A 20,196-nucleotide genomic window follows, 5' to 3' on the forward strand; every position below is an offset into this window, starting at 1 on the left:
TTTTTCAAGGGCCTACGTGCAGGTGGCCTACAACTAACGAATACGCATCTGCACTTAGTTTTGTGCTTTACGACAGAAAATTTGCGTGTTAGTTAGTCAGGAGAAATTATATTTCGTGTGCTCTGGCATGCGATAGACCGAGAAACTGGGGTATGAGCCTTATGGCTATTTGCTGGGAACAGCGACGACGAATGAACGCGCGGGACTTGCTCTCGCGTGGTGCATCGTGCCGTCCTTTTCTCAGTGTGCTCCCAACATCGGTCTAACTGCCCGAGCCACACGGATCGACGGTCTTCCTCCTTCGATTTGTGGTATGTGACATGATAGTTTCAAAATGGCTGGTGCGGCAGGAAACCCCAGCAGATTTCTCCGAGATTGAGCAGATGCAAGCAGAGGCGTTTGGACCTGCGCGTTTTGAGCGGACGGCGTTCAAAATCCGTGAAGGCGTTCAACAAGCTTCTCAGTTATGTTTTGTTGGAGAACTCAACGACGAGATTGCCGGGTCTGTGAAACTCACTCCCATCATGATTGGCAATAGCCAGAGCATGTTGCTGGGACCTTTGACCGTAAAGGCTGCCTATAAAGGGCAGGGGCTGGGTCGTCTTTTGCTAACGACTGTTGCAAATGAGGCCAAAGCGCAGGGCGTTCAGTCCATTTTGTTGGTTGGGGATCATCCTTACTATGGGCCGCACGGTTATGAGCAGGTGCCTCATGGCCAGATCACGTTGCCGGGGCCTGTTGATCTGGATCGGTTGCTTGTTTTGAAACTGCAGGGCGGGCAAATGCCGACTGGTGCTGTGGTTGGTGGCTACGTGAAGCCTGCGTTGGTAGCCACAAAGCAGAGTGACAGCCAACTGGTGGACGTGATGCAAGGCTCGCTGGCAATGGCGACTTGAAAGGATGAGCAGGAGAATTAATTCATCCTGCAGATTACATCTCCATCTCAGAAGTTTTTCTATCGTCCTTCGCGGTACCAAGTGAAGGACAGCAGCCCTAACAGCAAGGCAAGGCCGAGGAAGCCGATGAGAAGCGGATAGCGGTCTATGCCATTCAAGATGCTGGCGTCTGTTCGTTTGATGCCGATCCAGCCGTTTCCATGATATTGAGCGGATGGACGCTGCGCGATGACATTGGGCAGGGACAAGGATGCGCCGTCGTCACCGCCGATCCGCAAAGCTGTACCGCCTGTCTGTTCTGTGATGCCAGAGAGTTTGTCTGCCGTTGAAACCACTTCCAGAAACTCTCTCGGATTTGGCGGCCCGACATTAATCAGTGCTGTATGTGCGCCATCGGTTGCTGAATAAAGGCCGAGTTCTTCCACTTTGACGGAAGCGGTCCAATGTCCTGAGGTGTCCTTTATCAGCTCCAGCTGCTCAGTTTTGCCGGAGGGCGTTGTAAGTGTGACCGGATCAACCAGATTGGCGAGGGTTTGTCGCTCTGTCAGTAGGTTGGAGCCGCGTAAAGACAAGCGCAGGGCTTCCTCTTCCAGATCAGGTTCCTTCATGAGCCAATGGGCCAGCCTGCGCAAAAGCGGGACGTGTGGGCCGCCACCCTCATAGCCTCTTGCCCAGAGCCAGACATGATCAGAGAGCAGGGCGGCAACGCGGCCTTTGCCGACGCGGCTGAGAACCAGCAGCGGCTTGTCGCCCAGCGCAGTCATGATGGGTTGGCCTTCTTGCACATTTGCACCGACGAGACGGAACCATTTGCTCCACTGTGGGGGGCTTTCACCAGCACCGGGCAGATCGCGTGTTACCGGATGGCGCAGGCCGAGTTCTGAGACGTTGGCAAAGAAGGGTTCTTCAAAGACTTCACCAGTTGGTGCGGCTGGAAGCACGCGGCCCAGCGGGGTTCGGAAGATGCTGTTGGCTTCTGCGTAGTCAGGACCACCTGCGATGAGGACTGCGCCGCCGTCACTGACGTATCGGGCGATGTTGTCGAAGTAGAGCAGAGGGAGGACGCCGCGGCGTTCGTAGCGGTCGAAGATAATGAGGTCGAACTCGTCGATCTTGACGGAAAACAGCTCGCGGGTTGGGAAGGCTATCAGAGACAGCTGGTTGATTGGGGTTCCGTCCTGTTTTTCCGGTGGTCTCAGAATGGTGAAGTGGACGAGATCGACTGAGGCATCTGATTTGAGCAGGTTGCGCCATGTGCGCTCGCCTGCATGAGGAGAGCCGGACACCAGCAGGACGCGGAGATTTTCGCGAACGCCATCAATGGTGACGAGGGCACGGTTGTTCAGTGGTGTCAGCTCGCCATTGAGCGCTTCCACCTCAAACTCATAGATGTTCTGGCCGCCATGTTCGATCTCAACTGCGATTTCTGCCGGATAGCCTGAAGAGATAAACTGCTTGGACAGGATATCGCCGTTGCGGCGGACTATGATTTCAGCGCGGTTGCCGAAGGGCTGCGGAGTGCCTTCCTCGATCAATTCCAGCTGGACGACCTGTGTTGAGCCAACCAGACCAAAGCGCGGGGCTTTGGCGACTTTCAAACGGCGATCAAACTCGCCGTCACGGCCTGTGATGAGCGCATGGACCGGAGCTGAGAAGCCGAGCTTTTCTGCAGTGGCTGGTACATCATGTATCTGACCATCGGTGATCACGATGGCTCCGGCTATTCTCTCTGGCGGGACATCAGCCAGTTCATTGGAGATTGCGGTGAAGGCGCGGGTGCCATCGCCGCTTTCCATGGAAGTATCATTGAGAGAGACTTGCCGCAGATCGATGCCGTCAAGGGTTTGAAGTTGATTGACGATACCCTCTCGCGCTGCCTCGGTCAGTTCTGCACGGTTTTCCAGTTGCTGGCTTTGGCTGTTGTCTGAGACGACAACGACGGTACTTGGCAGGTACTCCCGATCTTCTCGTAAGACCGCTGGATTGAGCAGGGCCAGAACCAGCAGAGCCAAGGCGGCGGAACGGATCAGGGCGCCGCGCATACCGACGAAGAGGAGGTAGGCACAGACCAGAGCTATGATCACTCCAAGCGCGATTATTGCCGGAAGGGGCAAAAGCGGGTCGATGGAAAGAGACCATGTCATGTGTGTAGCTGTGCTCCGCGTCTTGTTTGCTGACTTATTATTGGCCGATACGTTCCAGCAGGGCAGGGATGTGAACCTGATCTGCCTTGTAGTTGCCTGTCATGGTGTACATGAGGATGTTGATGCCCACCCGCGCCGCCATCTCGCGCTGGTTGCCATCAGCAGGAATGGTTGGGTAAAGGTAGTTTCCTTGCGTATCAATGGCCCATGCTGCAGCGAAATCGTTGCCGCTGATCATGATGGGGGACACGCCATCGCCTGCGCGGACCGGGCGGCTGCCATCTGAGGTGGTCGCGCTGGCTTGTACCCACATGGGGCTTTGATTGTAGCGGCCGGGGAAGTTATCCAGAATGTAGAAGGTTTTGGTCAGCACGTGGTCTTGCGGAACAGGTTCCAGACTAGGAATGTCCAATCCGCGCAAGAGTTGCTGAAGCTTTAGTTTGTTTGGAGAGTTTGATCCTGTTCCAAACGCATCTCTTGTGTCGAACAGGATTGTGCCGCCGTTGCGCATGTAGGCACTGATCCGCGACATGGCCTCAGGGCTTGGCATCTGCATGCCTGCATCTATGGGCCAGTAGATGATTGGGAAAAATGCCAGTTCATGGCTTTGCAGATCCAGCCCTACCGGAGCTTCAGGCTCCAATGCTGTTCTGTCGGTTAGTAATCTGGTGAGGCCGAACAGTCCGGCTCGGCTGATTTCGTCCACCTCTGGCACGCCTGTCATTACATAGGCGAGGCGGGTGTCTAATGAAGCGTCGAGGGCGAACTGTTCTGCGTTGTCTTGGGCCTGCGTTTTATCAGCACCTGTCAGGCTCAGGCTGGAGGCGATGAGCAAGAGAATAGCGGCCTGTGTGAATTGGCTGCGGCGTAGTTTACCAGAGAGCCAGAGCAGGGCGAGCGTATCCAGCAAAGCCAGCAGGATTGCAATGGAGAAGAACCAGCCACGAAGGTCCAGCGGTTTTTCTGAGGGGTAGTCGAGTATCTTTGCCATGGACAGTGGTTTGAGATCTAACGGGATCAGATTGTCCTCATCTTCCATGAGGTTGAGTGCGCGTGCTGCATCGTCGGTGCCGTAGAGACCTGGGGGGGTATCGCGACCTGGATGGGTGGTTGCAAAATCGCGCTCCAGAATAGGTTTGTGACTGGCAGAGGGCGGTGTGAGTTTGCCATAGCCATCCAGCATTTTGAGCAGAGGCAGGGCGGAGGCTGATGTTGTGCCGTCAGCTTCATCATCCGGATTGAAGACTGCCGTTGAGGAGATGCTTGTGATGGCCCGCAGCATATCCACAAACCCACCGGAAAGAGGCAGGTTGGACCACTTGGTATCAGGGGTGACATGGAACAGGACAATGGTTCCGTTGCCATGTTTCTTGGCCGTGACGAGAGGCGTACCGTCTTCCAGTGAGGCCCATGTTCTGTCAGGCAGGTCTGCGGTTGGTTCTGCAAGCACCTGACGGTTTACGGTGACGTCCTTAGGAAGAACGATAGAACGGAACGGGCTATTCTCTGAAAAAGACTTGAGTGCCTGTGGCTCTTTCCAGGAGAGAGAGCCACCCAGTTTACGGTCACCCAAACGGAGAGCAACCGGGATGAGCGAATCTTGCTTTTCCGGGAGTTGTGGGCCAGCGAAGCGTATCAGTGTACCGCCTTTGGAGACCCAGCTGGCGATGTCAGCCTCTGTGGTCTTGGGCAGTGTGCCGACTTCAGCGAGGACGAGAACGGAGATGCCTTTGTCAAAGTAGTCGGAGATGGCTGTGGTGATGTCTGTGCTTTTTGCTGGTGGAAGGTCTGCAAAAGGGGCAAGTGCACGTTCCAGATAGTAAAGCGGTGAAAGCAGAGGCTGGGAGCGGTCGGCGAAACCGCCTGCGAACAGGCCGACTTTTCGGCGGCGCCATTGTTCATCCACGAGCACCGTGCTGCCAGCGCTGGACTTACCAAGAATTGCGAGTTTGGTGATGTCGTTGCGCAGCTCTGACGGCAGCTCCAATGAAATTTCGGCGGCGCTTTGGCCTGCTTTCATCTCGATGGTTTGTTCTGCAATAGCGCGTTGCTTGCGATCGAAAGCGCGGACCGTCAATGTTTCTGCCAGTGGTGCTGGGTGGCGGAGGACTGTGGTCGTCATGGCGCCAGCGGTGTTTTGCAACTGTTTAAGTGCGTAGACCGGGGTGTCGGAGCGGTAGATAAGGAAAGAGCTTTCGCGCACGTCTGACGCTCTGGCAATGCTGGCCAATCCCCGTGCAAAGCTTGTGGTGGATGGTTCCTCAAGCGGTGATGAAAACCAAAGGATTGCACCGGGCGCGTTTTGCTCTGCTTGCTTTTGTAGGGCAGGAATGAGTTCTGACCGGGCAGCTTGCCAGCCTTGAGGTGTCAGTGCGCGAAGCTGGTCGGCAACCTCTTGCGCACTGGACAAACGCAAGGGCTGGGCAGGGCCATCTGCTGTTGTCACCAGCATGACGGTTCTGTTGTTCTGCGCTGCGCCGTCTACCATGAGTTCCGCCATGCGGATTTGGCGGTCCCAATCTGCTGAGGCATCCCAGCCATTGTCAACGATGATCCAGAGTGGGCCTGTTTTGGGCTCTGCGATATCCAGAGGTTTCCAGACGGGGCCAGCCATAGCGATGATCAGAACTGCAGCCAGCATAAGACGTAGCAGGATCAACCACCATGGGGTGTGCTGCGGGGTTTCCTCTTTGTTGCGAAGAGACAGCAGGAGGCGTAGAGGCGGGAACTTAACGTGGGCAGGTTGAGGTGGTGTGGTGCGGAGCAGCCACCATAGAACGGGAAGAACTGTGAGTGCGGTGAGTACCCACGGTGCTGCAAACCCAATTGGGAGAAGAGAGCCGATCATCGCAGGTCTCCCCTCATTTTGTGCTGTGGGGCGTCAGCCAGACGGGAATGGAGCAGCATCAAGGGTTCGACCGCTGGGCGGTCTGTGTGGTGCAGGGTATAGCTCCAGCCGAATTTGCGGGCGAGAGAGCTGATCTGATCCTTATGTGCGGCCAGACGAAGCAAGTACTCCTGTTGCCAGGTTTGTGCGCGGCCTGCTTTGAGCTGCTCTCCGTTTTCCGGATCTTCGAACTGGGTTGGGCCTGTGAAGGGGAATGTCTCTTCAATCGGGTCCAGAAGCTGGATGAGGTGGCCTTTAGCACCTGTGCCGGCGATGTTGGCCATCCACGCTTCCAGCTTTTCCGGTGGGTCGAGCAGGTCTGAGAAGAGTACAATTTCAGAAAAACGGCGGATTCCTTCAGGGTTGGGTAGCGTTGCTTCAGGGTTCTCGTGCACCAGAGTTTCTGCGATGGTCTGCATTGAATTTCTACTGGCCAGTGGTCTTGTCAGGCCAGCCAGACCGACGCGTTCGCCAGCTTCATTCAGGGCATAAGTCAGAGCCAGCATGAGCAGCAAGGCGCGGTCGCGTTTGGAGGCGGTGGCTTGTCTGCTTTGGAAGCGCATGGAAGCGGAGAGGTCTGCCCAGACCCAAATGGTTTGGGCTGCTTCCCACTCGCGCTCACGCACATACAAATTGTCGTCGCGGGCGGAGCGGCGCCAGTCAACTTGCTGGGCGGCTTCCCCAGAAAGGAAAGGGCGGAACTGCCAGAAGGTTTCGCCGGGACCTGCTCGGCGGCGACCATGCCAGCCAGAGGTGACATTGGCTGCAATGCGTCTTGCCTCAACCAGCAGCTCTGGCAAGGTATCAGCAATGGATTGCGCTTCGCCCGTTAAGCCGAAGATGTTTTCCTGTCTGTCTTGAGGAGCGGTCCTCGAAGATAACATATGCGATCCTGTCGGCTTGTTGTTAGGCGATGCGTTCTTTTATGTCTTTGAGCAGTTGCGGAATGGTTTTTCCGTCGGCTCGTGCGGCAAAGGTGAGAGCCATGCGGTGTTGCAGCACAGGTTCTGCCAGAGACATGACATCGTCAACGCTTGGGGACAGGCGTCCGTCTGCCAAAGCACGGGCACGAACGGTCAACATGAGTGCCTGACTGGCGCGCGGTCCTGGGCCCCAGGCGATGTATTGGGCGAGATCATCAAAACCATCTGCTTCGCCGGGGCGGGCTGCTCTGACCAGTTTCAGAATAGCGTCCATGACGGTTTCGCCTACCGGAATGTGGCGCACAAGTTGTTGCATTTCCCGCAGCTCTTCAAGTTGCAGGACCTGTTTGGATTTGGCTTCTGTCGCCCCTGTGGTTTCCAGCAGGATACGGCGCTCTGCATCTATGTCCGGATAATGGACGTCAATCTGCATGAGGAAGCGGTCGAGCTGTGCTTCCGGAAGTGGGTAAGTGCCTTCCTGTTCAAGCGGGTTCTGAGTGGCCAGTACGTGGAAGGGGGCAGGCAGGTCGTGGTGATGGCCTGCGATTGTGACGTGGTATTCCTGCATGGATTGCAGGAGAGCGGACTGGGTTCGCGGGCTGGCGCGGTTGATCTCGTCTGCCATTAGTAGCTGGGCGAAGACTGGGCCGGGAATGAAGCGGAAGGAGCGTTTGCCATCCGGGGCTTCCTCCATCACTTCAGAACCCAAAATGTCCGAGGGCATCAGGTCTGGTGTGAACTGGATACGGCTGGAATCGAGGCCGAGCACTGTGCCCAGAGTTTCCACCAGTTTGGTTTTTGCAAGACCGGGAACACCAACAAGCAGGCCGTGGCCACCGGAGAGAATCGTCACCAATGTGCGTTCAACGACGCTTTCCTGACCAAATATGGAACGGGCGATTTCCTCTTTTGTCTGTCGGATTTTCTCACAAGCCGCCTCTGTGCGTGCGACTATATCCTCTGGTTTGGGGGGCATGCCTGTCATATTGGTGTTCATCGCTGCTCTCTTTTCGTCGCGCGTTGCAACCCTGCCTAGCTCACCTTTGCATCATACTCGGTTTTAAAAAAGGCGATCCCTAGCAAATTTATAGGCCTGTACTTTTCAGCAATAGGCTGACTATGCAGGCAGAAGTGCAATGCAAGGCGCGAAAGCCAGTTTCAAAATGTTTTGATATGATCGGGGTCAGAGCATCCCTGGGTTATAGTTTGGTTGGCTCTACCCTAACGGCATTTCTGTGAACAGATAGTGAGTCTGAGGGCTGAGATTCCGTTTGCCCCTGAGAATTGAGAGCATTGCGCCCTTAATGGAGACCACCAATGACGTCTCTTATTTTGCTGCGTCGATGCTTATCGCAAAGGTATAACTTGGCGCGGGCTTTGAGGGAGGGTAGCGTTAGAGCTTGCGTGACACCATATTACCCCAATAGTGGTGTGTTCCGATGTATTGGTAGAATGACCGTGGTGAGCGAATTAACAGAAAAGAGCATTCCGGAAATCAACGAGATGCCGAAAGGTCTTCAGGCTTTGATTTCGCGTGCGGGAAAGTCCAAAAGCCTGCCTCCTATCCATCTTTGGAACCCGGAGTTCTGTGGTGATCTGGATATGCAGATCAAACGGGATGGATCCTGGTATTACATGGGCACGCCCATTCTGCGTGAGGCTCTGGTGCATCTGTTTTCGACTGTGTTGAAGCAGGAAGAAGATGGGAAGTACTACCTTGTAACGCCCGTTGAGAAGATTGGCCTAACCGTTGAAGATGCGCCGTTTGTAGGCGTGGAAATGGATATTCACCAGCAGGACGGAGAGCAGGTGATCACCATCCGGACCAATTGCGGTGACGTTGTTGAAGCTGGGCCAGACAATCCTATCCGTTTTGTACAGCAGGAAGAAGATGGCGGGCTGAAGCCTTACATCCTTGTGCGTGATCGGTTGGAAGCGTTGTTTGCGCGGACACTGGTTCATGAGCTCGCGCCGCATTTGCAAGAGCGTGAAGGCGAGGGTGGACGGGTTGTTGGCATTGAAAGCCATGGCGCATTCTTCGTGGTGGATACGGTCCAGAACCTTGGATTTTAGGAAGAGACATTAGGACGGCGTATTATCTTGTCTGAGTTTACAGCAGAGAATTTCAGATCTCGGGTGATGGACCGGTTGGCCGGTCAAGCCCATGAGCCTGCAGGAGATCACATCCTCAATCCGGATATTCCTGATTATGGTGAGGATCTGGAGCAGGTACGGGATGCTGCTGTTCTGATCGGTATTGTTGACCGGGGGACAGAGGCGTCCATTCTTTTAACCCAGCGTACTGCGCACCTGCGTTCTCATGCTGGGCAGATTGCGTTTCCTGGTGGCAAAATTGATGAGGATGATGACGGGCCTGTGGGTGCAGCCTTGCGAGAGGCGCACGAAGAAGTTGGCCTGGACTCTGACTTAGTAGAGATTTTAGGTGATCTTGGCGATTACTACACGGGCTCCGGGTATCGGGTCGTGCCGGTTCTTGCGACAGTCAAACCTCCGTTGATCCTCTCTCCCAATCCGGCAGAGGTGGATGAAGTATTTGAAGTGCCTTTGTCTTTTCTGATGAACCCTGAGAACCACCAGAAAAAAAGCGGAGAATTCAGAGGCAAAACGCGCTACTATTATGCCATGCCGTTTGAGCAGCGTTACATATGGGGTGTCACCGCTGGCATCCTGCGCGTGCTTTACAATAGGGTTTATGCCTGATGATACGAATGCTCCTGACACATGGGTTGTTGTTCTTTGTTCCTTTTATCGCCTACGCGGTGTGGGTGATGGTGGTACGTAAGGCAAAGAAAGACAAGCGATTTCGCGATGGCCCGATGTTGTGGTTGAGCATCAGCGGAATAGCTCTTGTCATCGCCAGCCTGATGCTGCTTGCAGAAACAAGCCGCGCACCTCTTGGCTCGCAATACAGACCAGCGCAAGTGGTGGATGGTGAGTTCGTTCCAGGTGGATACGAGACACCTCAAAAATGACTAGATTACAACAGAGCGGCTGGCTGGACAGTGCTGCTGTTCAGCGGGCTTTTGACGTTCTGGAACAAGACGGTGATGTTGCGCGTGCCGTTGGTGGAACTGTGCGCAATTCCCTACTTGGTGAAGTGGTGGATGATGTTGATATCGCCTGCACTGCCTTGCCGGATGTGGTGCTTGCCAGAGCGGAAGCTGCTGGTGTCAAAGCCATCCCAACTGGTGTTGACCATGGAACGGTGACGCTGGTTATTGAGCGCCAGCCAATTGAAGTGACCTGTCTGCGTGAGGATATTGAAACGCACGGACGCCATGCGACGGTTAAGTTTGGGCGGAACTGGACGAAAGACGCGCAGCGTCGCGATTTCACAATGAATGCGCTCTACGTGGACCGTCATGGTGAACTGTTTGATCCGCTGGGCGGTCTGGATGACTGCCTCAACCGGCATCTGCGGTTCATTGGAGATGCGCGTGCGCGTATTCGCGAAGATTATCTGCGGATCCTACGGTTCTTCCGGTTCTTTGCGACTTACGGGCAAGGGGAGATCAATGCGGATGGGTATGCTGCCTGTATTGAGCTGAAAGATGGCCTTTCTCACCTTTCCAAGGAGCGTATCACCAAGGAAGTTCTGAGAACGCTGTCTGCACCGCGTGCTCTCGATTCTTTGCTTCTGATGGAGCAGGGCGGAATATTGCAGCTCATTTTGGGTGGAGAGGCTGCGAGCTCTCGTTTGGCGCGCCTTTTGGACCTTGATGATTTGCCTGAGGCAGCTCTCCAGTCAGTGTTACGGCTTGGTGGTGTTGCGGGGCCGAAAGTTGCTGAGCGCCTGCGCCTTTCTAATGCGCAAAAGAAGCAGATTGAGGTTGCTGCTGATATTGCAGAAGCTTTGCGTTTACACGGGCAGAGCAAGCAGCAGTTGAAAGCGTTGTTGGTTGCTCACGGTACAGATGCTGTTGTTGATGGTGTTTTGACTGCCTGGATGAGCGACATCGTGCAGAGTGAGGCGGAGCTGAAAGAGCTGCTGGCCTTTGCGCAGAACTGGGTGATACCGAATTTTCCGTTGACTGGCAAAATGATGCTTGCCGGCGGTATTCCTGCCGGACCTGATATGGGTAAGGCGATGCGGCTGGCACAGCAGATCTGGGCTGATGCGGATTATCAGCAATCTGCTGAAAGTTTGCTGGAACAGGTGAAAGTGCTGCTGGCTGATGAGGTGAAGTGATCATGAGTGTTAAGCTGCGTGGTCATCACTTGCTATGCGTGCTTACATTTATTGGACACGGCTATTCTCCTGCGTTTTCCAAGAACTATGAGGCTGTGGTGAAGCGCCTGAATGCGGGAGAGGCTGCCCTATTGGTTGAGGGGCCAGATGAGATTTGTGCGGTTCTGATCAGTGAAGAAGAGCAGCCGCATTGTTTTAATTGCAGTGTGGTGGAGCGTGATAAAGCGGCTGTGACGTTGCTCTCTCGTCTGCTTGGGACTGAACTGCGTGTTGGTGATGAGCTTGTGCTGAGTTCGCATTTGGTCACCAAGATGCGGAAAGCATATGCTGAGGGTGTTTTTAAGAAGGCCTGCCAAAACTGCGAGTGGGTGGAGTTTTGTGATGAAATCTCCTCATCTGGCTTTGAAAAAGTCCATCTTCGCAATCCAATGAAACTCTGAAGTCGTTTGCCTTTGTTTTGAGGGACTTAAGCTGCTTCAGCATTTTTCATTGGCGCGTATTCTTGTCTGAAAACCGGCTTCCACTTTTCGGGGATGCACTTTGGTCTTCAAATTTTAACAGAATGCCCCCATATGGAGGGCAACATGAGTTTAAGGGCAGGTTTAGGGGTTACATGCTTGCATTGAATAAGTTTCCAAAGTTTCTCACACTCTTGGTGTTTTCGATCGGTCTGATTTTTGTGACGGCTGACTTTGCAGAGGCAAAGCGTGGGTTCAGTTTCGGTAGCCGCGGTTCACGCAGTTACTCTGCTCCAAAAGCGACCAAGACCGCACCAAAGACGGCTCCGGTTCAGCGGACCATGACACCTAACAACGGCACCAACACTGGTGCGCAGCAGCAGAATGCCGCGGCAGCCTCCAAGGCAGCTGCAGGCCAGCGCCGTGGTTTGTTTGGCGGTGGTTTCCTCGGGTCTATGCTCGGTGGTCTGGCACTTGGCGGATTGCTGGGCATGCTGTTCGGTTCCGGGTTCGGCGGTATGGCCGGGTTATTCGGCATGATCATGCAGGTGTTGCTGATCGGCGGTGGTATCATGTTGTTGATGCGGTTCTTGCGGGGACGCCAACAGCCACAGGCCGCTGGTGCTGCCCATGGATACCAGCAGGAGCCACAGCAGAACCAGTCGTTCAGCTTTAATGATGCGGGCGCGCAGGATGCGCCGCGTCGTTCAGGATCTTCTGGCATTCCGAACACCGGTTTTGGTGGTGGTCAGGCGCCTCAGTTTGAAGAAAAGCCTGTCTTTTCTACCGAAGCGGATGATGAAATCGGACTGACTGCGGATGACTTTGATGCCTTTGAAGCGCTGCTGACAACCGTCTGGACTGCTTATGGCTCTGAGGATTACGGTAAGATCCGCGAAATCGCGACGCCTGAAATCATGGGCTACTTTGCTGAGGAACTGGGCAAGGCTGCGTCCAACGGTCTTGTCAATGAAGTGCGCGGCATCAAGCTGCTTCAGGGTGATCTGAGTGAAGCATGGCGTGAAGGCGACAAGGACTATGCGTCTGTCGCAATGCGCTATGAGGCCATTGATGTGATGCGTGAGCGGGCCAACAACAAAGTGGTTGAAGGCAATCCGGATGTACCGGAAGAGCGGACAGAGATCTGGTCGTTTGTTCGTGATGCCGGTGAGAGCTGGAAGCTCTCAGCTATTCAACAAGCTGATTAATCAGAGCAGATAATAGAAATTGGAAAGGGGCCTCATGGGCCCCTTTCTCTTTAATGGTTCGATGGGTCTTGTGCTGCTAAAGCAATTCGCGTTTAGCTGAAACGCTTGATCTGCTTTAGCTTTTGCTTTTGCGTATCTATCTCCGAAAACCGATAGGCACTTTTTTTGGAGATACGCTTTAGGTTGCGACAGAAAGCTTTACATCGATGTTGTTGCGGGTTGCGTTGGAATATGGGCAGACCTCATGCGCTGCAGCGACGAGTTCTTCTGCCTTGGCTTTGTCCATGCCCGGTACGGTAACAGCCAGAGCAATTTCCAGACCGAAACCACCTTCGGAGCGTGGGCCAATGCCAACGGTTGATTCTACATTTACGTCAGCAGGCAGAGCGATGTCAGACTGCTGAGACGCTACAAACTTCATAGCTCCGATGAAACATGCGGCGTATCCAGCAGCGAAGAGCTGTTCTGGATTGTTGCCTTCTCCACCTGCACCACCCAGTTCTTTTGGGGTTGCAAGTGTCAGTTCCAGAGCTCCGTCCTTTGTTTTTGCAGTGCCGTCCCGGCCACCGGTAGCAACTGCGCTTGTTTCATAAAGAACGTTAACTGGCATTTGGTATTCCTCGTTGTTGTTATGTATCGTGCACGATTAAATCCTATGCGATATAGTTAAGAAGAAATGTGGGGTGCTGTCAATCAAAACGTGAATTAATCGTGTGCGATTTAGTTTGACGGCTTTTATATTGATGGGTAGAACGAGGAAAGAGGATGTTACTCAGGACTGGAATACGGTGATGGCCGAAAAGAAATCTGAAGAATTTCAAGGCTTTGGTTTAGATCAGCATTTGTGCTTTGCCATCTATAAGGCCAACCACGCCTTCAATCGGTTTTATAAACCGGTGATGAAGAAGCTTGGGGTCACGTATCCGCAGTACATCACTTTGCTTGCTCTTTTGGAAAAAGACCATCAGCGCGTCTCCGAGTTGGGGGAGCGCTTGTTCCTTGAGTCGAACACTCTGACACCGTTGCTTAAGCGCCTTGAAGAAATGGGCTTTCTTGCTCGTGCGCGCTCCAAAGAAGATGAGCGGCAGGTTATTGTTAGCCTGACGAAAGAAGGGCGTGATTTGAGTGATGGCGTGATTGACGTACAGCACTGCGCCTTTTCCAATCTGGATGTGCCGGTAGAAACCATTGGCCAACTGGTTGAGCAGCTTAATGACATTCAGGAGATGTTGACGGAAGCCAAAGAGAAGGTTTCCAGCTAAAGATCAGCTGTCGGGCAGCATCGCTTTTTCAAAGGGATCGCGGCCATGCTGATCATACAGGCAGCACAGGTCCTGCACTTCTTCCTTTAACAAGACAAACTGAGAAAAGCCGACGAGCTCTCCGTCAATATGGATTGGGGAGACGGTGACGAGAATGGGGGTGGTTCCGTATGGATTGGCCACATAACGCACCGGGTCTTTGCGGCCATCTTTGAACAGCTGCAGCATGGCATCAAACCGCGGGTTGGTGATGGCGCGGCGGTGGTTTTTTTTTACGTTGTGCCCGATGTGCCCGATGTGGCGGGGCTGGCGATCCAGATTTTCTGAAGCCCATTTGTTGTAGTAGAGCAGCTTGCCGTCTTTATCGATGATGGTGACACCGATACCTGCTTCCTCCAGCAAGCGGTCAGCCCAGCCCGACAGTCTCCACGCTTCCAGAATGCGTTGTTCAGTGACTTCCGGCAGTTCGCTCTTGTTGTCAGTCATGTCTGCTTACTCGCTGTTCGCCTAAACCTTAGCGAAGGCGAGTAAGCAATTGCTTTCAGAAATACTCGGGTTTTCCCAAGCTATGAGAATGCGGCTGCCGTCTTGAACTTGCGCTGGCGCGCCCAGAGAATGCCCAGTGAACCCGCCGTCATGATAACGCCTGCCAGAATGGCGATTGGATCTAGTAATGTCTGAGGCAGATAGCCAGCTTTGTCGGCGATGAGCTCAAACAGCAATGAGGTGAACGGCAGGGCGGCGATTGTGGCAACGTAGTTCTGACTGCCAACCAGATTAATCGCCTGCATGGACAGGAACATGGACACACCGCGCAGGGTTATGCCGACACAAATGGCCGCGAGCCACATGGTTGGGCTCCAGACCTGTGTCAGGTCGATGAGCGGCAGGTTGCTGGTCCAGTCCGTTGCTTGCTGTGTTGCTGCAGGGCCATCGGTGATGAGAGAGAGGGCGGCGAGGGCGATGAGCATGATCAGTGCGCTGGCCACCAGCATGACACCGCTGAGCGAGGCACGTTCTTTCAGATCATCTCCCTGATTTTGCGGGTGGAATTCAGCGATAATAACGGAGGCAACCACTGCAAATTCTGAGAAGATCATCAGATAGACGGCGGGGTTGGAGTAGGTGCCTTCCAGCGAGGAGATCAGTAGAACAACGCCAAGAATAATGGTCAGATGACCGGGCAGTTCCAGAGCGGTGGGGAGCCGGAAAAACAAGAGAGCAAAGGCGAGCGCTGAAAACGGAACGGAGACAAGGCCGAAAAAGCCTGCGTTTGCCGCACTTATGTACAGCAGTGAGGCTGTGAAACAGGCAGCAGAGAGGACGCGGGCAACCCCGTAGGCCCAGGTGTAAGGGCTCTTGAGCGCATCCATTGTTGCGCCCAGCTTTCGGCTGATGGCGATGAGGAACAGGCCGCCAAACATCAGCTGAATGATAGTGAAGATCCATGGATCAAGATTGTAAGTAAGCAGCAAGCCTTTGCTTATGACAATCAGAAACGCCCAGCTTACCATGGTGGCAAGGCAGACAATCAAGCCCTTGGGGGTCAAACTTAGTACTCCTCTCCGACGAATTCGCCGGTGATTTTCAGGCCATCAATTCCGGTCTGGCCGTTTTCTTTATAAATGCGCCTTGGGTATGCCCCTGCATGATTGGCAATATGATCAGCAAGTTGCTCAGAATGTGTGACGAGCCAGATCTGGCTGCGCTCTGAGGCTTTGGCAATGACTTTGGCGAGTGGTTCCAGCAAGTCAGGGTGCAGGCTGGCTTCGGGTTCGTTGAGGGCAATGAAGGAGGGCAGGCGGTAGGACAACATAGCGCCAAGCAGCGCGAGATATTGCAATGTGCCGTCCGACAGTTCCTGAGAAGGGAACGGGCGGCGGATTTCCGGTGTTTGTAATGCGAAGCGGCAATCCTGCCCGTTAGCCTCGATGATCAGCTTGCTGTTGGGGAAGGCATCATCGACCGCTTCCTGGAGATAGAAGGTGTCCTTGCGGATTTCCTTCAGTGTTGCGAAAACTGCAGCGAGATCGTTGCCATCTGATGAGAGCGTTGGGGTAGTGACATTGGGGCTTGGACGACGTAACAGGCTGTCCCGGTCACTGCGGAAGGTGTGGTAGAAACGCCAGTCTGCAATTGCGCGGCGGACCAGATCCAACTCCGGAAACTGGCTGCCATCTCGAATGCTGGCGAGGGCCGTCTCGGAAGGCAAAAGCTCGTTGTCGTAGGTTACTTTGCTGCCGTTGCTGGCGCGCAGAAAGGCACTTGGGCCTTTGCGGTTCATCAGCATGACAGACTTGGAGCCTGTCAGAAGGTTTAGTTCTTCTTCTCTCACCATGGTCTCATAGGGCAGGGCGGGATCAGAGATCGGGTTGGGCAGGCCCAGCTGGATGCGGTAAGAAAGATCCCCCAGATCGGCACGCAGGATGATGCGCTTCTTTTCGTGGGTTTTCAGGTCACCTGCCCACATGACGCTGTCTACGCCGCCTTCCTCTGAAACGGCGCGGGTGATACGGCCCAGTGCGGCTTGCTGCAGAAGTTCAAGTGACTTGTAGAGGTTGGTTTTACCGACGCCATTGTTGCCGACAAACACGTTGACGGCACCAACTCGCATGAACAGCTTATGTACGGATCGGTAATTCTCAATACCGATCGCCGAGAGAGGGGGCATAGACATCTGGTGAAACTTTTTTGATATATCTTCGGTAGGTATGGTTGAGAATAAGCAGGTTGACTCACGAATGTAAATTGAACCGCGGCGTTCATGCACCGGAAATTCACGTTTTGTTCGCCTGTGGTTGATGAAGCCCTGTGCTTCATGGCAGGGTTGTCCAAACTGCTTTATGGTTTCGTTGTCGTGTGTTCTCGCCTGAGAAGGATCGTTCCTTTTTCAGGACTGCGCTTGAGAGGTAAGTGTCAATGTCTGATCAAAATTCTGATGGTATGCGGCAGGAATCCGATAGTTTTGGTGTGCTGGATGTTCCGATTGGCAAATATTGGGGCGCGCAAACCGCACGGTCTCTGATCAACTTTCCCATTGGCCGGGAGCATTTGCCGCCTGCGCTGATCCATGCGTTAGGCGCGGTGAAGCTGGCTGCTGCCAGAGTGAATATGGAAGAGGGGCGTTTGTCAGAAGATCTGGGCAAGGCCATTTGTCAGGCAGCGACCGAGGTGATTTCCGGCAAGCTGGACGCGCATTTTCCTCTGGTGATCTGGCAAACAGGATCTGGCACGCAATCCAACATGAACACCAATGAGGTGATTGCCAACCGAGCCATTGAGTTGCTTGGTGGTCAGATTGGCACCAAGTCTCCTGTGCACCCCAACGATCACGTGAATATGGGGCAGTCCTCTAACGACACCTTCCCGACGGCCATGCATATCGCGGCAGCTTGTGAGATCAACAAAGTGCTGCTGCCCGCGCTGACACATCTGCACGACACGATGGAAGCCAAGGTAGCGGCCTTTGCGGATATTGTGAAGATTGGCCGGACGCACACGCAGGATGCGACGCCTTTGACATTGGGGCAGGAATTTTCTGGCTATGTGGCGCAGCTGGAGTATTCCAAGGAGCGTATTGAGCAGAGCCTTGTGGGGCTTTATCGCCTTGCGCAGGGTGGCACAGCGGTTGGAACCGGACTTAATTCAACGCCAGAGTTTGCCAGTGCGTTTGCTACTCATGTGAGTGAGGTGACAGGCCTGCCATTTGTGACGGCGGTCAATAAATTTGAGGCATTGGCCACGCATGATGCAGCTGTGTTTGCGCATGGTGCGCTGAACACGCTGGCTTGTTCGCTGATGAAGATTGCCAATGACATCCGTTTCCTTGCTTCTGGTCCGCGTTCTGGTCTTGGTGAGATCAGCCTGCCAGCCAACGAGCCGGGCTCTTCCATTATGCCGGGTAAGGTGAACCCGACCCAGTGTGAAGCGGTGACCATGGTCTGCGCTCAGGTGATGGGCAATCAGACAGCTGTGAGTGTGGGCGGATCGACAGGGCACTTTGAGCTGAATGTGTTCAAACCTGTGATTGCCAACAGCCTGCTGCAATCCATTGAGCTTCTGGCCGATTGCATGGTGAGCTTTGCGGACCGCTGCGTTGTTGGCATTGAGCCAAACATTGAGCGTATTGAAGAGTTGCTGGAGCGGTCCTTGATGCTGGTGACAGCACTTGCGCCCACCATTGGCTATGACAAAGCAACCGAGATTGCCAAGTCTGCCCATAAGAACGGGACCACACTGAAGGAAGAAGCTCTTCGTCTTGGTTATGTGTCTGCGGAAGAGTTTGACCGTGTTGTCCGGCCAGAAAAAATGGTCAGACCGGGGTAGGGCGGTTGCCACTCATCATGATGTCCAGTGTGTGCTTCAGGCAGGCTTTTTGGTCTGCCTCCTCTAACTGCTGAGCCCCAATGAGCGTTGCATAAAGGATCTGGCTGTTGATCTTTGCATGCCTTTGGGTTTGGGGGATTTGAGAAAACAATTGCTCGACGTACTCCAGACGCCGCTGATCAATTTTACTCATATAGGCGCCGGCGAGATCATCAAACTGGGCCCAGTTGCGGATCGCGGAGGAAACGCCGGTTGCGCCATACTCCAATGAGACCTCACTTGCTGCAATCTCGATCAGATCATAGAGGCGCTGTTTGGGGGCGGGGCTGCCTGCATCGACCTGCGCGATGATTTGTTGTGTGGCTAATTGCTCCCAATGGTCCAGCATTGCTTTTTTCAAAGCAGCGACATCCTTGAAGTGCCAATAGAACGAGCCCTTGCTCACCTTCAGTGTTCTGGCAAGCGCTTCGGCTTTCAGGCTCAGAGGTCCATTCGCGGCTAGCGAGCGGAAGCCGCCTTTGATCCAGTCCAATGCTGTGAGTTTGGTTTTCTCTGTCATTCATTCACCATACGCTGCCGTATTGACAGGGTCCAGCATTAAGCTACCATACGCTGCCGTATGGAATCAAAGATGAGGCAATTCCTATGAATAAGTGGCTTTTGGCTTCTGGTATCCTGTCGTTGCTATTGATGCTGGTACATGTGTTTCTGGGTGGGCCAGAGATCCTCGATCCTGTACTGGGCAGTGATCTTCATCCTGTGGTGATCGCGGTGCTGTCAGTGGTCTGGCACGGGATTACGGTGGTGATGCTGGTCAACGGTGTGTTGTTGCTGGCAGCTGCCTTTAGAGAGGAACTGGCCGCTGGTGTTGCCTGGGTGGTGATTGGGCAATATGGCGGGTTCACGCTGCTGTTCATCTACTACGGCCTCACCCAGTTGGGTAACCTGATGGATATGCCGCAGTGGATTTCCTTCGCGATTATAGCCGGCTGTGTGGCGATGGGATTGCGGAAGGCCGGGCGTGCAAATGCATTGCGGAGTTCTGTAGCCTGAGTGGTTGAAATGGGTGACGCCCAAAACTGCTGCGTGTTGACATTTCGCGGTTTGCGCTTTTATTGTCATCATCGGTCGGCAGTTCCCAAGGCGTCGCTGCCCCGTAAGGGGAGCTAAACCTGCCATTCACTTCGACAGCAATCGACATTCTTGTCCGATGCCGCTTCGCAAGCCAGCGACCACGAAAATGTAATGCGGCTCGAGAGGATTTTTCAATGTCGAGAGTCCCAGTCCCTCTTCGTTTGCCTGATATCTCCACGTTTGCGCGTAGTGTTGCCCGCCAGATGAAATCTCGCGGTGATGCTCCCTCGCATGTGGAGTTGATGAACATGCTCGCCAAAGCGGCGGGTTTCCAGAACTTCCAGCATCTAAAAGCTTCGCATTCTGCGGGTCGTCGCCTCGATACCGAGCCGGTTGTCGAGACGGTAGACCATCGGCTTGTTGAGCGCGCCCTCAATCAGTTTGATGATTTGGGGCGATTGGTGAGCTGGCCGTCACGGCGGCAGGTTCAGGTGCTTTGTCTTTGGCAGTTGTGGTCCCTTATTCCGGCTGGTGCATCGCTTCGGGAGAAAGAGATCAACATGCTGCTCAAGGAAGGGCACTGTTTTGCCGACCCTGCTTTGTTAAGGCGTGAGCTGTTTAGTCTCGGGCTTTTGCATCGTAATCGGGATTGTTCTGATTACAGACGGCAGGAGCAACAACCACCGCTGGAAGCGCGTGATCTGATCAAGCGTTTGAAGGGGAGAAGTTTGGAACGTGAGACTGGCAGTTCTGTCATGTCGTTCATTGTCAGGCCGAGCGCTTAAGCTGGTTTTCACTTCCAAAGAGA

General features: G+C 54.0%; 20 protein-coding genes. 11 read left to right on the top strand and 9 right to left on the bottom strand.

Annotated elements, in window-relative coordinates:
* The first annotated feature begins 320 nt into the window (after positions 1 to 320).
* Entirely contained in the window at positions 321 to 896 is a 576-nt protein-coding gene (locus tag DHN43_RS06225; protein ID WP_108818087.1) for a GNAT family N-acetyltransferase, read from the top strand.
* 59 nt (positions 897 to 955) lie between these two features.
* Here DHN43_RS06225 and DHN43_RS06230 read toward each other — a convergent pair whose 3' ends face one another.
* The 4 genes from DHN43_RS06230 to DHN43_RS06245 are packed head-to-tail and all read right to left on the bottom strand — an operon-like array spanning position 956 to position 7,847.
* The gene (locus tag DHN43_RS06230; protein ID WP_108818088.1) at positions 956 to 3,040 is read right to left on the bottom strand and encodes a hypothetical protein; all 2,085 of its coding nucleotides are present in this window, start codon (positions 3,038 to 3,040) and stop codon (positions 956 to 958) included.
* A 37-nt stretch (positions 3,041 to 3,077) separates the two neighbouring features.
* Positions 3,078 to 5,888 carry a DUF4159 domain-containing protein gene (locus DHN43_RS06235; RefSeq protein WP_208994960.1) on the bottom strand — a complete coding sequence of 937 codons (2,811 nt, stop codon included), beginning with the start codon at positions 5,886 to 5,888 and terminating at the stop codon, positions 3,078 to 3,080.
* A complete protein-coding gene (locus tag DHN43_RS06240; RefSeq protein WP_108818089.1) occupies positions 5,885 to 6,811 on the bottom strand; it encodes a DUF58 domain-containing protein in 927 nt (308 codons plus the stop codon). Before DHN43_RS06240 ends, DHN43_RS06235 begins: the two co-directional genes overlap by 4 nt.
* Before the next feature lie 22 nt (positions 6,812 to 6,833).
* The gene (locus tag DHN43_RS06245) at positions 6,834 to 7,847 is read right to left on the bottom strand and encodes an AAA family ATPase (protein ID WP_108818090.1); all 1,014 of its coding nucleotides are present in this window, start codon (positions 7,845 to 7,847) and stop codon (positions 6,834 to 6,836) included.
* Positions 7,848 to 8,302: 455 nt separating this feature from the next.
* On the opposite strand from DHN43_RS06245, the gene DHN43_RS06250 reads away from it, so the two are divergent.
* The 6 genes from DHN43_RS06250 to DHN43_RS06275 all read left to right on the top strand — a co-directional run bounded on the left by DHN43_RS06250 (position 8,303) and on the right by DHN43_RS06275 (position 12,726).
* Positions 8,303 to 8,923, top strand: a complete 621-nt coding sequence (locus DHN43_RS06250; RefSeq protein ID WP_108818091.1) for a DUF1285 domain-containing protein — start codon at positions 8,303 to 8,305, stop codon at positions 8,921 to 8,923.
* A 27-nt stretch (positions 8,924 to 8,950) separates the two neighbouring features.
* Entirely contained in the window at positions 8,951 to 9,571 is a 621-nt protein-coding gene (locus DHN43_RS06255; RefSeq protein ID WP_082596903.1) for a CoA pyrophosphatase, read from the top strand.
* Positions 9,571 to 9,843, top strand: coding sequence for a DUF6111 family protein (locus tag DHN43_RS06260; RefSeq protein ID WP_208860182.1), 273 nt, complete (start codon positions 9,571 to 9,573; stop codon positions 9,841 to 9,843). Before DHN43_RS06255 ends, DHN43_RS06260 begins: the two co-directional genes overlap by 1 nt.
* Entirely contained in the window at positions 9,840 to 11,060 is a 1,221-nt protein-coding gene (locus DHN43_RS06265) for a CCA tRNA nucleotidyltransferase (RefSeq protein ID WP_108818092.1), read from the top strand. Before DHN43_RS06260 ends, DHN43_RS06265 begins: the two co-directional genes overlap by 4 nt.
* Positions 11,061 to 11,062: 2 nt before the next feature.
* Positions 11,063 to 11,500 carry a DUF1284 domain-containing protein gene (locus DHN43_RS06270; RefSeq protein WP_108818093.1) on the top strand — a complete coding sequence of 146 codons (438 nt, stop codon included), beginning with the start codon at positions 11,063 to 11,065 and terminating at the stop codon, positions 11,498 to 11,500.
* A 173-nt stretch (positions 11,501 to 11,673) separates the two neighbouring features.
* Positions 11,674 to 12,726 (top strand): TIM44-like domain-containing protein, encoded by a 1,053-nt coding sequence (locus tag DHN43_RS06275; protein ID WP_057463617.1) that lies wholly within the window; start codon positions 11,674 to 11,676, stop codon positions 12,724 to 12,726.
* 178 nt (positions 12,727 to 12,904) lie between these two features.
* Here DHN43_RS06275 and DHN43_RS06280 read toward each other — a convergent pair whose 3' ends face one another.
* On the bottom strand, positions 12,905 to 13,336 hold the full coding sequence (locus DHN43_RS06280; protein WP_057463616.1) for an organic hydroperoxide resistance protein: 432 nt from the start codon (positions 13,334 to 13,336) through the stop codon (positions 12,905 to 12,907).
* 181 nt (positions 13,337 to 13,517) lie between these two features.
* On the opposite strand from DHN43_RS06280, the gene DHN43_RS06285 reads away from it, so the two are divergent.
* Positions 13,518 to 13,988 carry a MarR family winged helix-turn-helix transcriptional regulator gene (locus tag DHN43_RS06285; RefSeq protein ID WP_208989409.1) on the top strand — a complete coding sequence of 157 codons (471 nt, stop codon included), beginning with the start codon at positions 13,518 to 13,520 and terminating at the stop codon, positions 13,986 to 13,988.
* A 3-nt stretch (positions 13,989 to 13,991) separates the two neighbouring features.
* Here the strand turns inward: DHN43_RS06285 and DHN43_RS06290 are convergent, their stop codons facing one another.
* The 3 genes from DHN43_RS06290 to DHN43_RS06300 form a co-directional block, all read right to left on the bottom strand.
* Complete coding sequence (locus tag DHN43_RS06290) at positions 13,992 to 14,474, bottom strand: PAS domain-containing protein (RefSeq protein WP_108818094.1); 483 nt, start codon at positions 14,472 to 14,474, stop codon at positions 13,992 to 13,994.
* A gap of 80 nt (positions 14,475 to 14,554) precedes the next feature.
* Positions 14,555 to 15,538 (bottom strand): EamA family transporter, encoded by a 984-nt coding sequence (locus tag DHN43_RS06295; protein ID WP_108818095.1) that lies wholly within the window; start codon positions 15,536 to 15,538, stop codon positions 14,555 to 14,557.
* A 2-nt stretch (positions 15,539 to 15,540) separates the two neighbouring features.
* Complete coding sequence (locus DHN43_RS06300) at positions 15,541 to 16,665, bottom strand: AAA family ATPase (protein ID WP_108818096.1); 1,125 nt, start codon at positions 16,663 to 16,665, stop codon at positions 15,541 to 15,543.
* A gap of 242 nt (positions 16,666 to 16,907) precedes the next feature.
* Here DHN43_RS06300 and fumC point away from each other — a divergent pair, with 242 nt between their 5' ends.
* Entirely contained in the window at positions 16,908 to 18,314 is a 1,407-nt protein-coding gene (fumC, locus tag DHN43_RS06305) for a class II fumarate hydratase (protein WP_057463612.1), read from the top strand.
* Here the strand turns inward: fumC and DHN43_RS06310 are convergent.
* A complete protein-coding gene (locus DHN43_RS06310; protein ID WP_108818097.1) occupies positions 18,301 to 18,873 on the bottom strand; it encodes a TetR/AcrR family transcriptional regulator in 573 nt (190 codons plus the stop codon). The two genes, fumC and DHN43_RS06310, sit on opposite strands and share 14 nt — an antisense overlap.
* 86 nt (positions 18,874 to 18,959) lie before the next feature.
* Between DHN43_RS06310 and DHN43_RS06315 the strand changes: the two genes are divergently transcribed.
* Positions 18,960 to 19,367, top strand: a complete 408-nt coding sequence (locus DHN43_RS06315; protein WP_108818098.1) for a hypothetical protein — start codon at positions 18,960 to 18,962, stop codon at positions 19,365 to 19,367.
* A gap of 215 nt (positions 19,368 to 19,582) precedes the next feature.
* Positions 19,583 to 20,173 (top strand): DUF2087 domain-containing protein, encoded by a 591-nt coding sequence (locus tag DHN43_RS06320; protein WP_208994961.1) that lies wholly within the window; start codon positions 19,583 to 19,585, stop codon positions 20,171 to 20,173.
* Positions 20,174 to 20,196 lie beyond the last annotated feature (23 nt).

Origin of the sequence: Pseudovibrio sp. Alg231-02 (assembly GCF_900143565.1) — a bacterium.
In the GTDB taxonomy this organism is placed as follows: domain Bacteria; phylum Pseudomonadota; class Alphaproteobacteria; order Rhizobiales; family Stappiaceae; genus Pseudovibrio.

What these genes read in the sequence shown, in the direction of transcription:
- DHN43_RS06320 (WP_208994961.1), top strand. Translation starts at nt 19,583, where the DNA reads ATGTCGAGAGTCCCAGTCCCTCTTCGTTTGCCTGATATCTCCACGTTT.
- DHN43_RS06300 (WP_108818096.1), bottom strand. Translation starts at nt 16,665, where the DNA reads ATGTCTATGCCCCCTCTCTCGGCGATCGGTATTGAGAATTACCGATCC.
- fumC (WP_057463612.1), top strand. Translation starts at nt 16,908, where the DNA reads ATGTCTGATCAAAATTCTGATGGTATGCGGCAGGAATCCGATAGTTTT.
- DHN43_RS06290 (WP_108818094.1), bottom strand. Translation starts at nt 14,474, where the DNA reads ATGACTGACAACAAGAGCGAACTGCCGGAAGTCACTGAACAACGCATT.
- DHN43_RS06265 (WP_108818092.1), top strand. Translation starts at nt 9,840, where the DNA reads ATGACTAGATTACAACAGAGCGGCTGGCTGGACAGTGCTGCTGTTCAG.
- DHN43_RS06245 (WP_108818090.1), bottom strand. Translation starts at nt 7,847, where the DNA reads ATGAACACCAATATGACAGGCATGCCCCCCAAACCAGAGGATATAGTC.
- DHN43_RS06280 (WP_057463616.1), bottom strand. Translation starts at nt 13,336, where the DNA reads ATGCCAGTTAACGTTCTTTATGAAACAAGCGCAGTTGCTACCGGTGGC.
- DHN43_RS06310 (WP_108818097.1), bottom strand. Translation starts at nt 18,873, where the DNA reads ATGACAGAGAAAACCAAACTCACAGCATTGGACTGGATCAAAGGCGGC.
- DHN43_RS06235 (WP_208994960.1), bottom strand. Translation starts at nt 5,888, where the DNA reads ATGATCGGCTCTCTTCTCCCAATTGGGTTTGCAGCACCGTGGGTACTC.
- DHN43_RS06260 (WP_208860182.1), top strand. Translation starts at nt 9,571, where the DNA reads ATGATACGAATGCTCCTGACACATGGGTTGTTGTTCTTTGTTCCTTTT.
- DHN43_RS06240 (WP_108818089.1), bottom strand. Translation starts at nt 6,811, where the DNA reads ATGTTATCTTCGAGGACCGCTCCTCAAGACAGACAGGAAAACATCTTC.
- DHN43_RS06230 (WP_108818088.1), bottom strand. Translation starts at nt 3,040, where the DNA reads ATGACATGGTCTCTTTCCATCGACCCGCTTTTGCCCCTTCCGGCAATA.
- DHN43_RS06250 (WP_108818091.1), top strand. Translation starts at nt 8,303, where the DNA reads ATGACCGTGGTGAGCGAATTAACAGAAAAGAGCATTCCGGAAATCAAC.
- DHN43_RS06270 (WP_108818093.1), top strand. Translation starts at nt 11,063, where the DNA reads ATGAGTGTTAAGCTGCGTGGTCATCACTTGCTATGCGTGCTTACATTT.
- DHN43_RS06275 (WP_057463617.1), top strand. Translation starts at nt 11,674, where the DNA reads ATGCTTGCATTGAATAAGTTTCCAAAGTTTCTCACACTCTTGGTGTTT.
- DHN43_RS06285 (WP_208989409.1), top strand. Translation starts at nt 13,518, where the DNA reads ATGGCCGAAAAGAAATCTGAAGAATTTCAAGGCTTTGGTTTAGATCAG.
- DHN43_RS06315 (WP_108818098.1), top strand. Translation starts at nt 18,960, where the DNA reads ATGAATAAGTGGCTTTTGGCTTCTGGTATCCTGTCGTTGCTATTGATG.
- DHN43_RS06225 (WP_108818087.1), top strand. Translation starts at nt 321, where the DNA reads ATGATAGTTTCAAAATGGCTGGTGCGGCAGGAAACCCCAGCAGATTTC.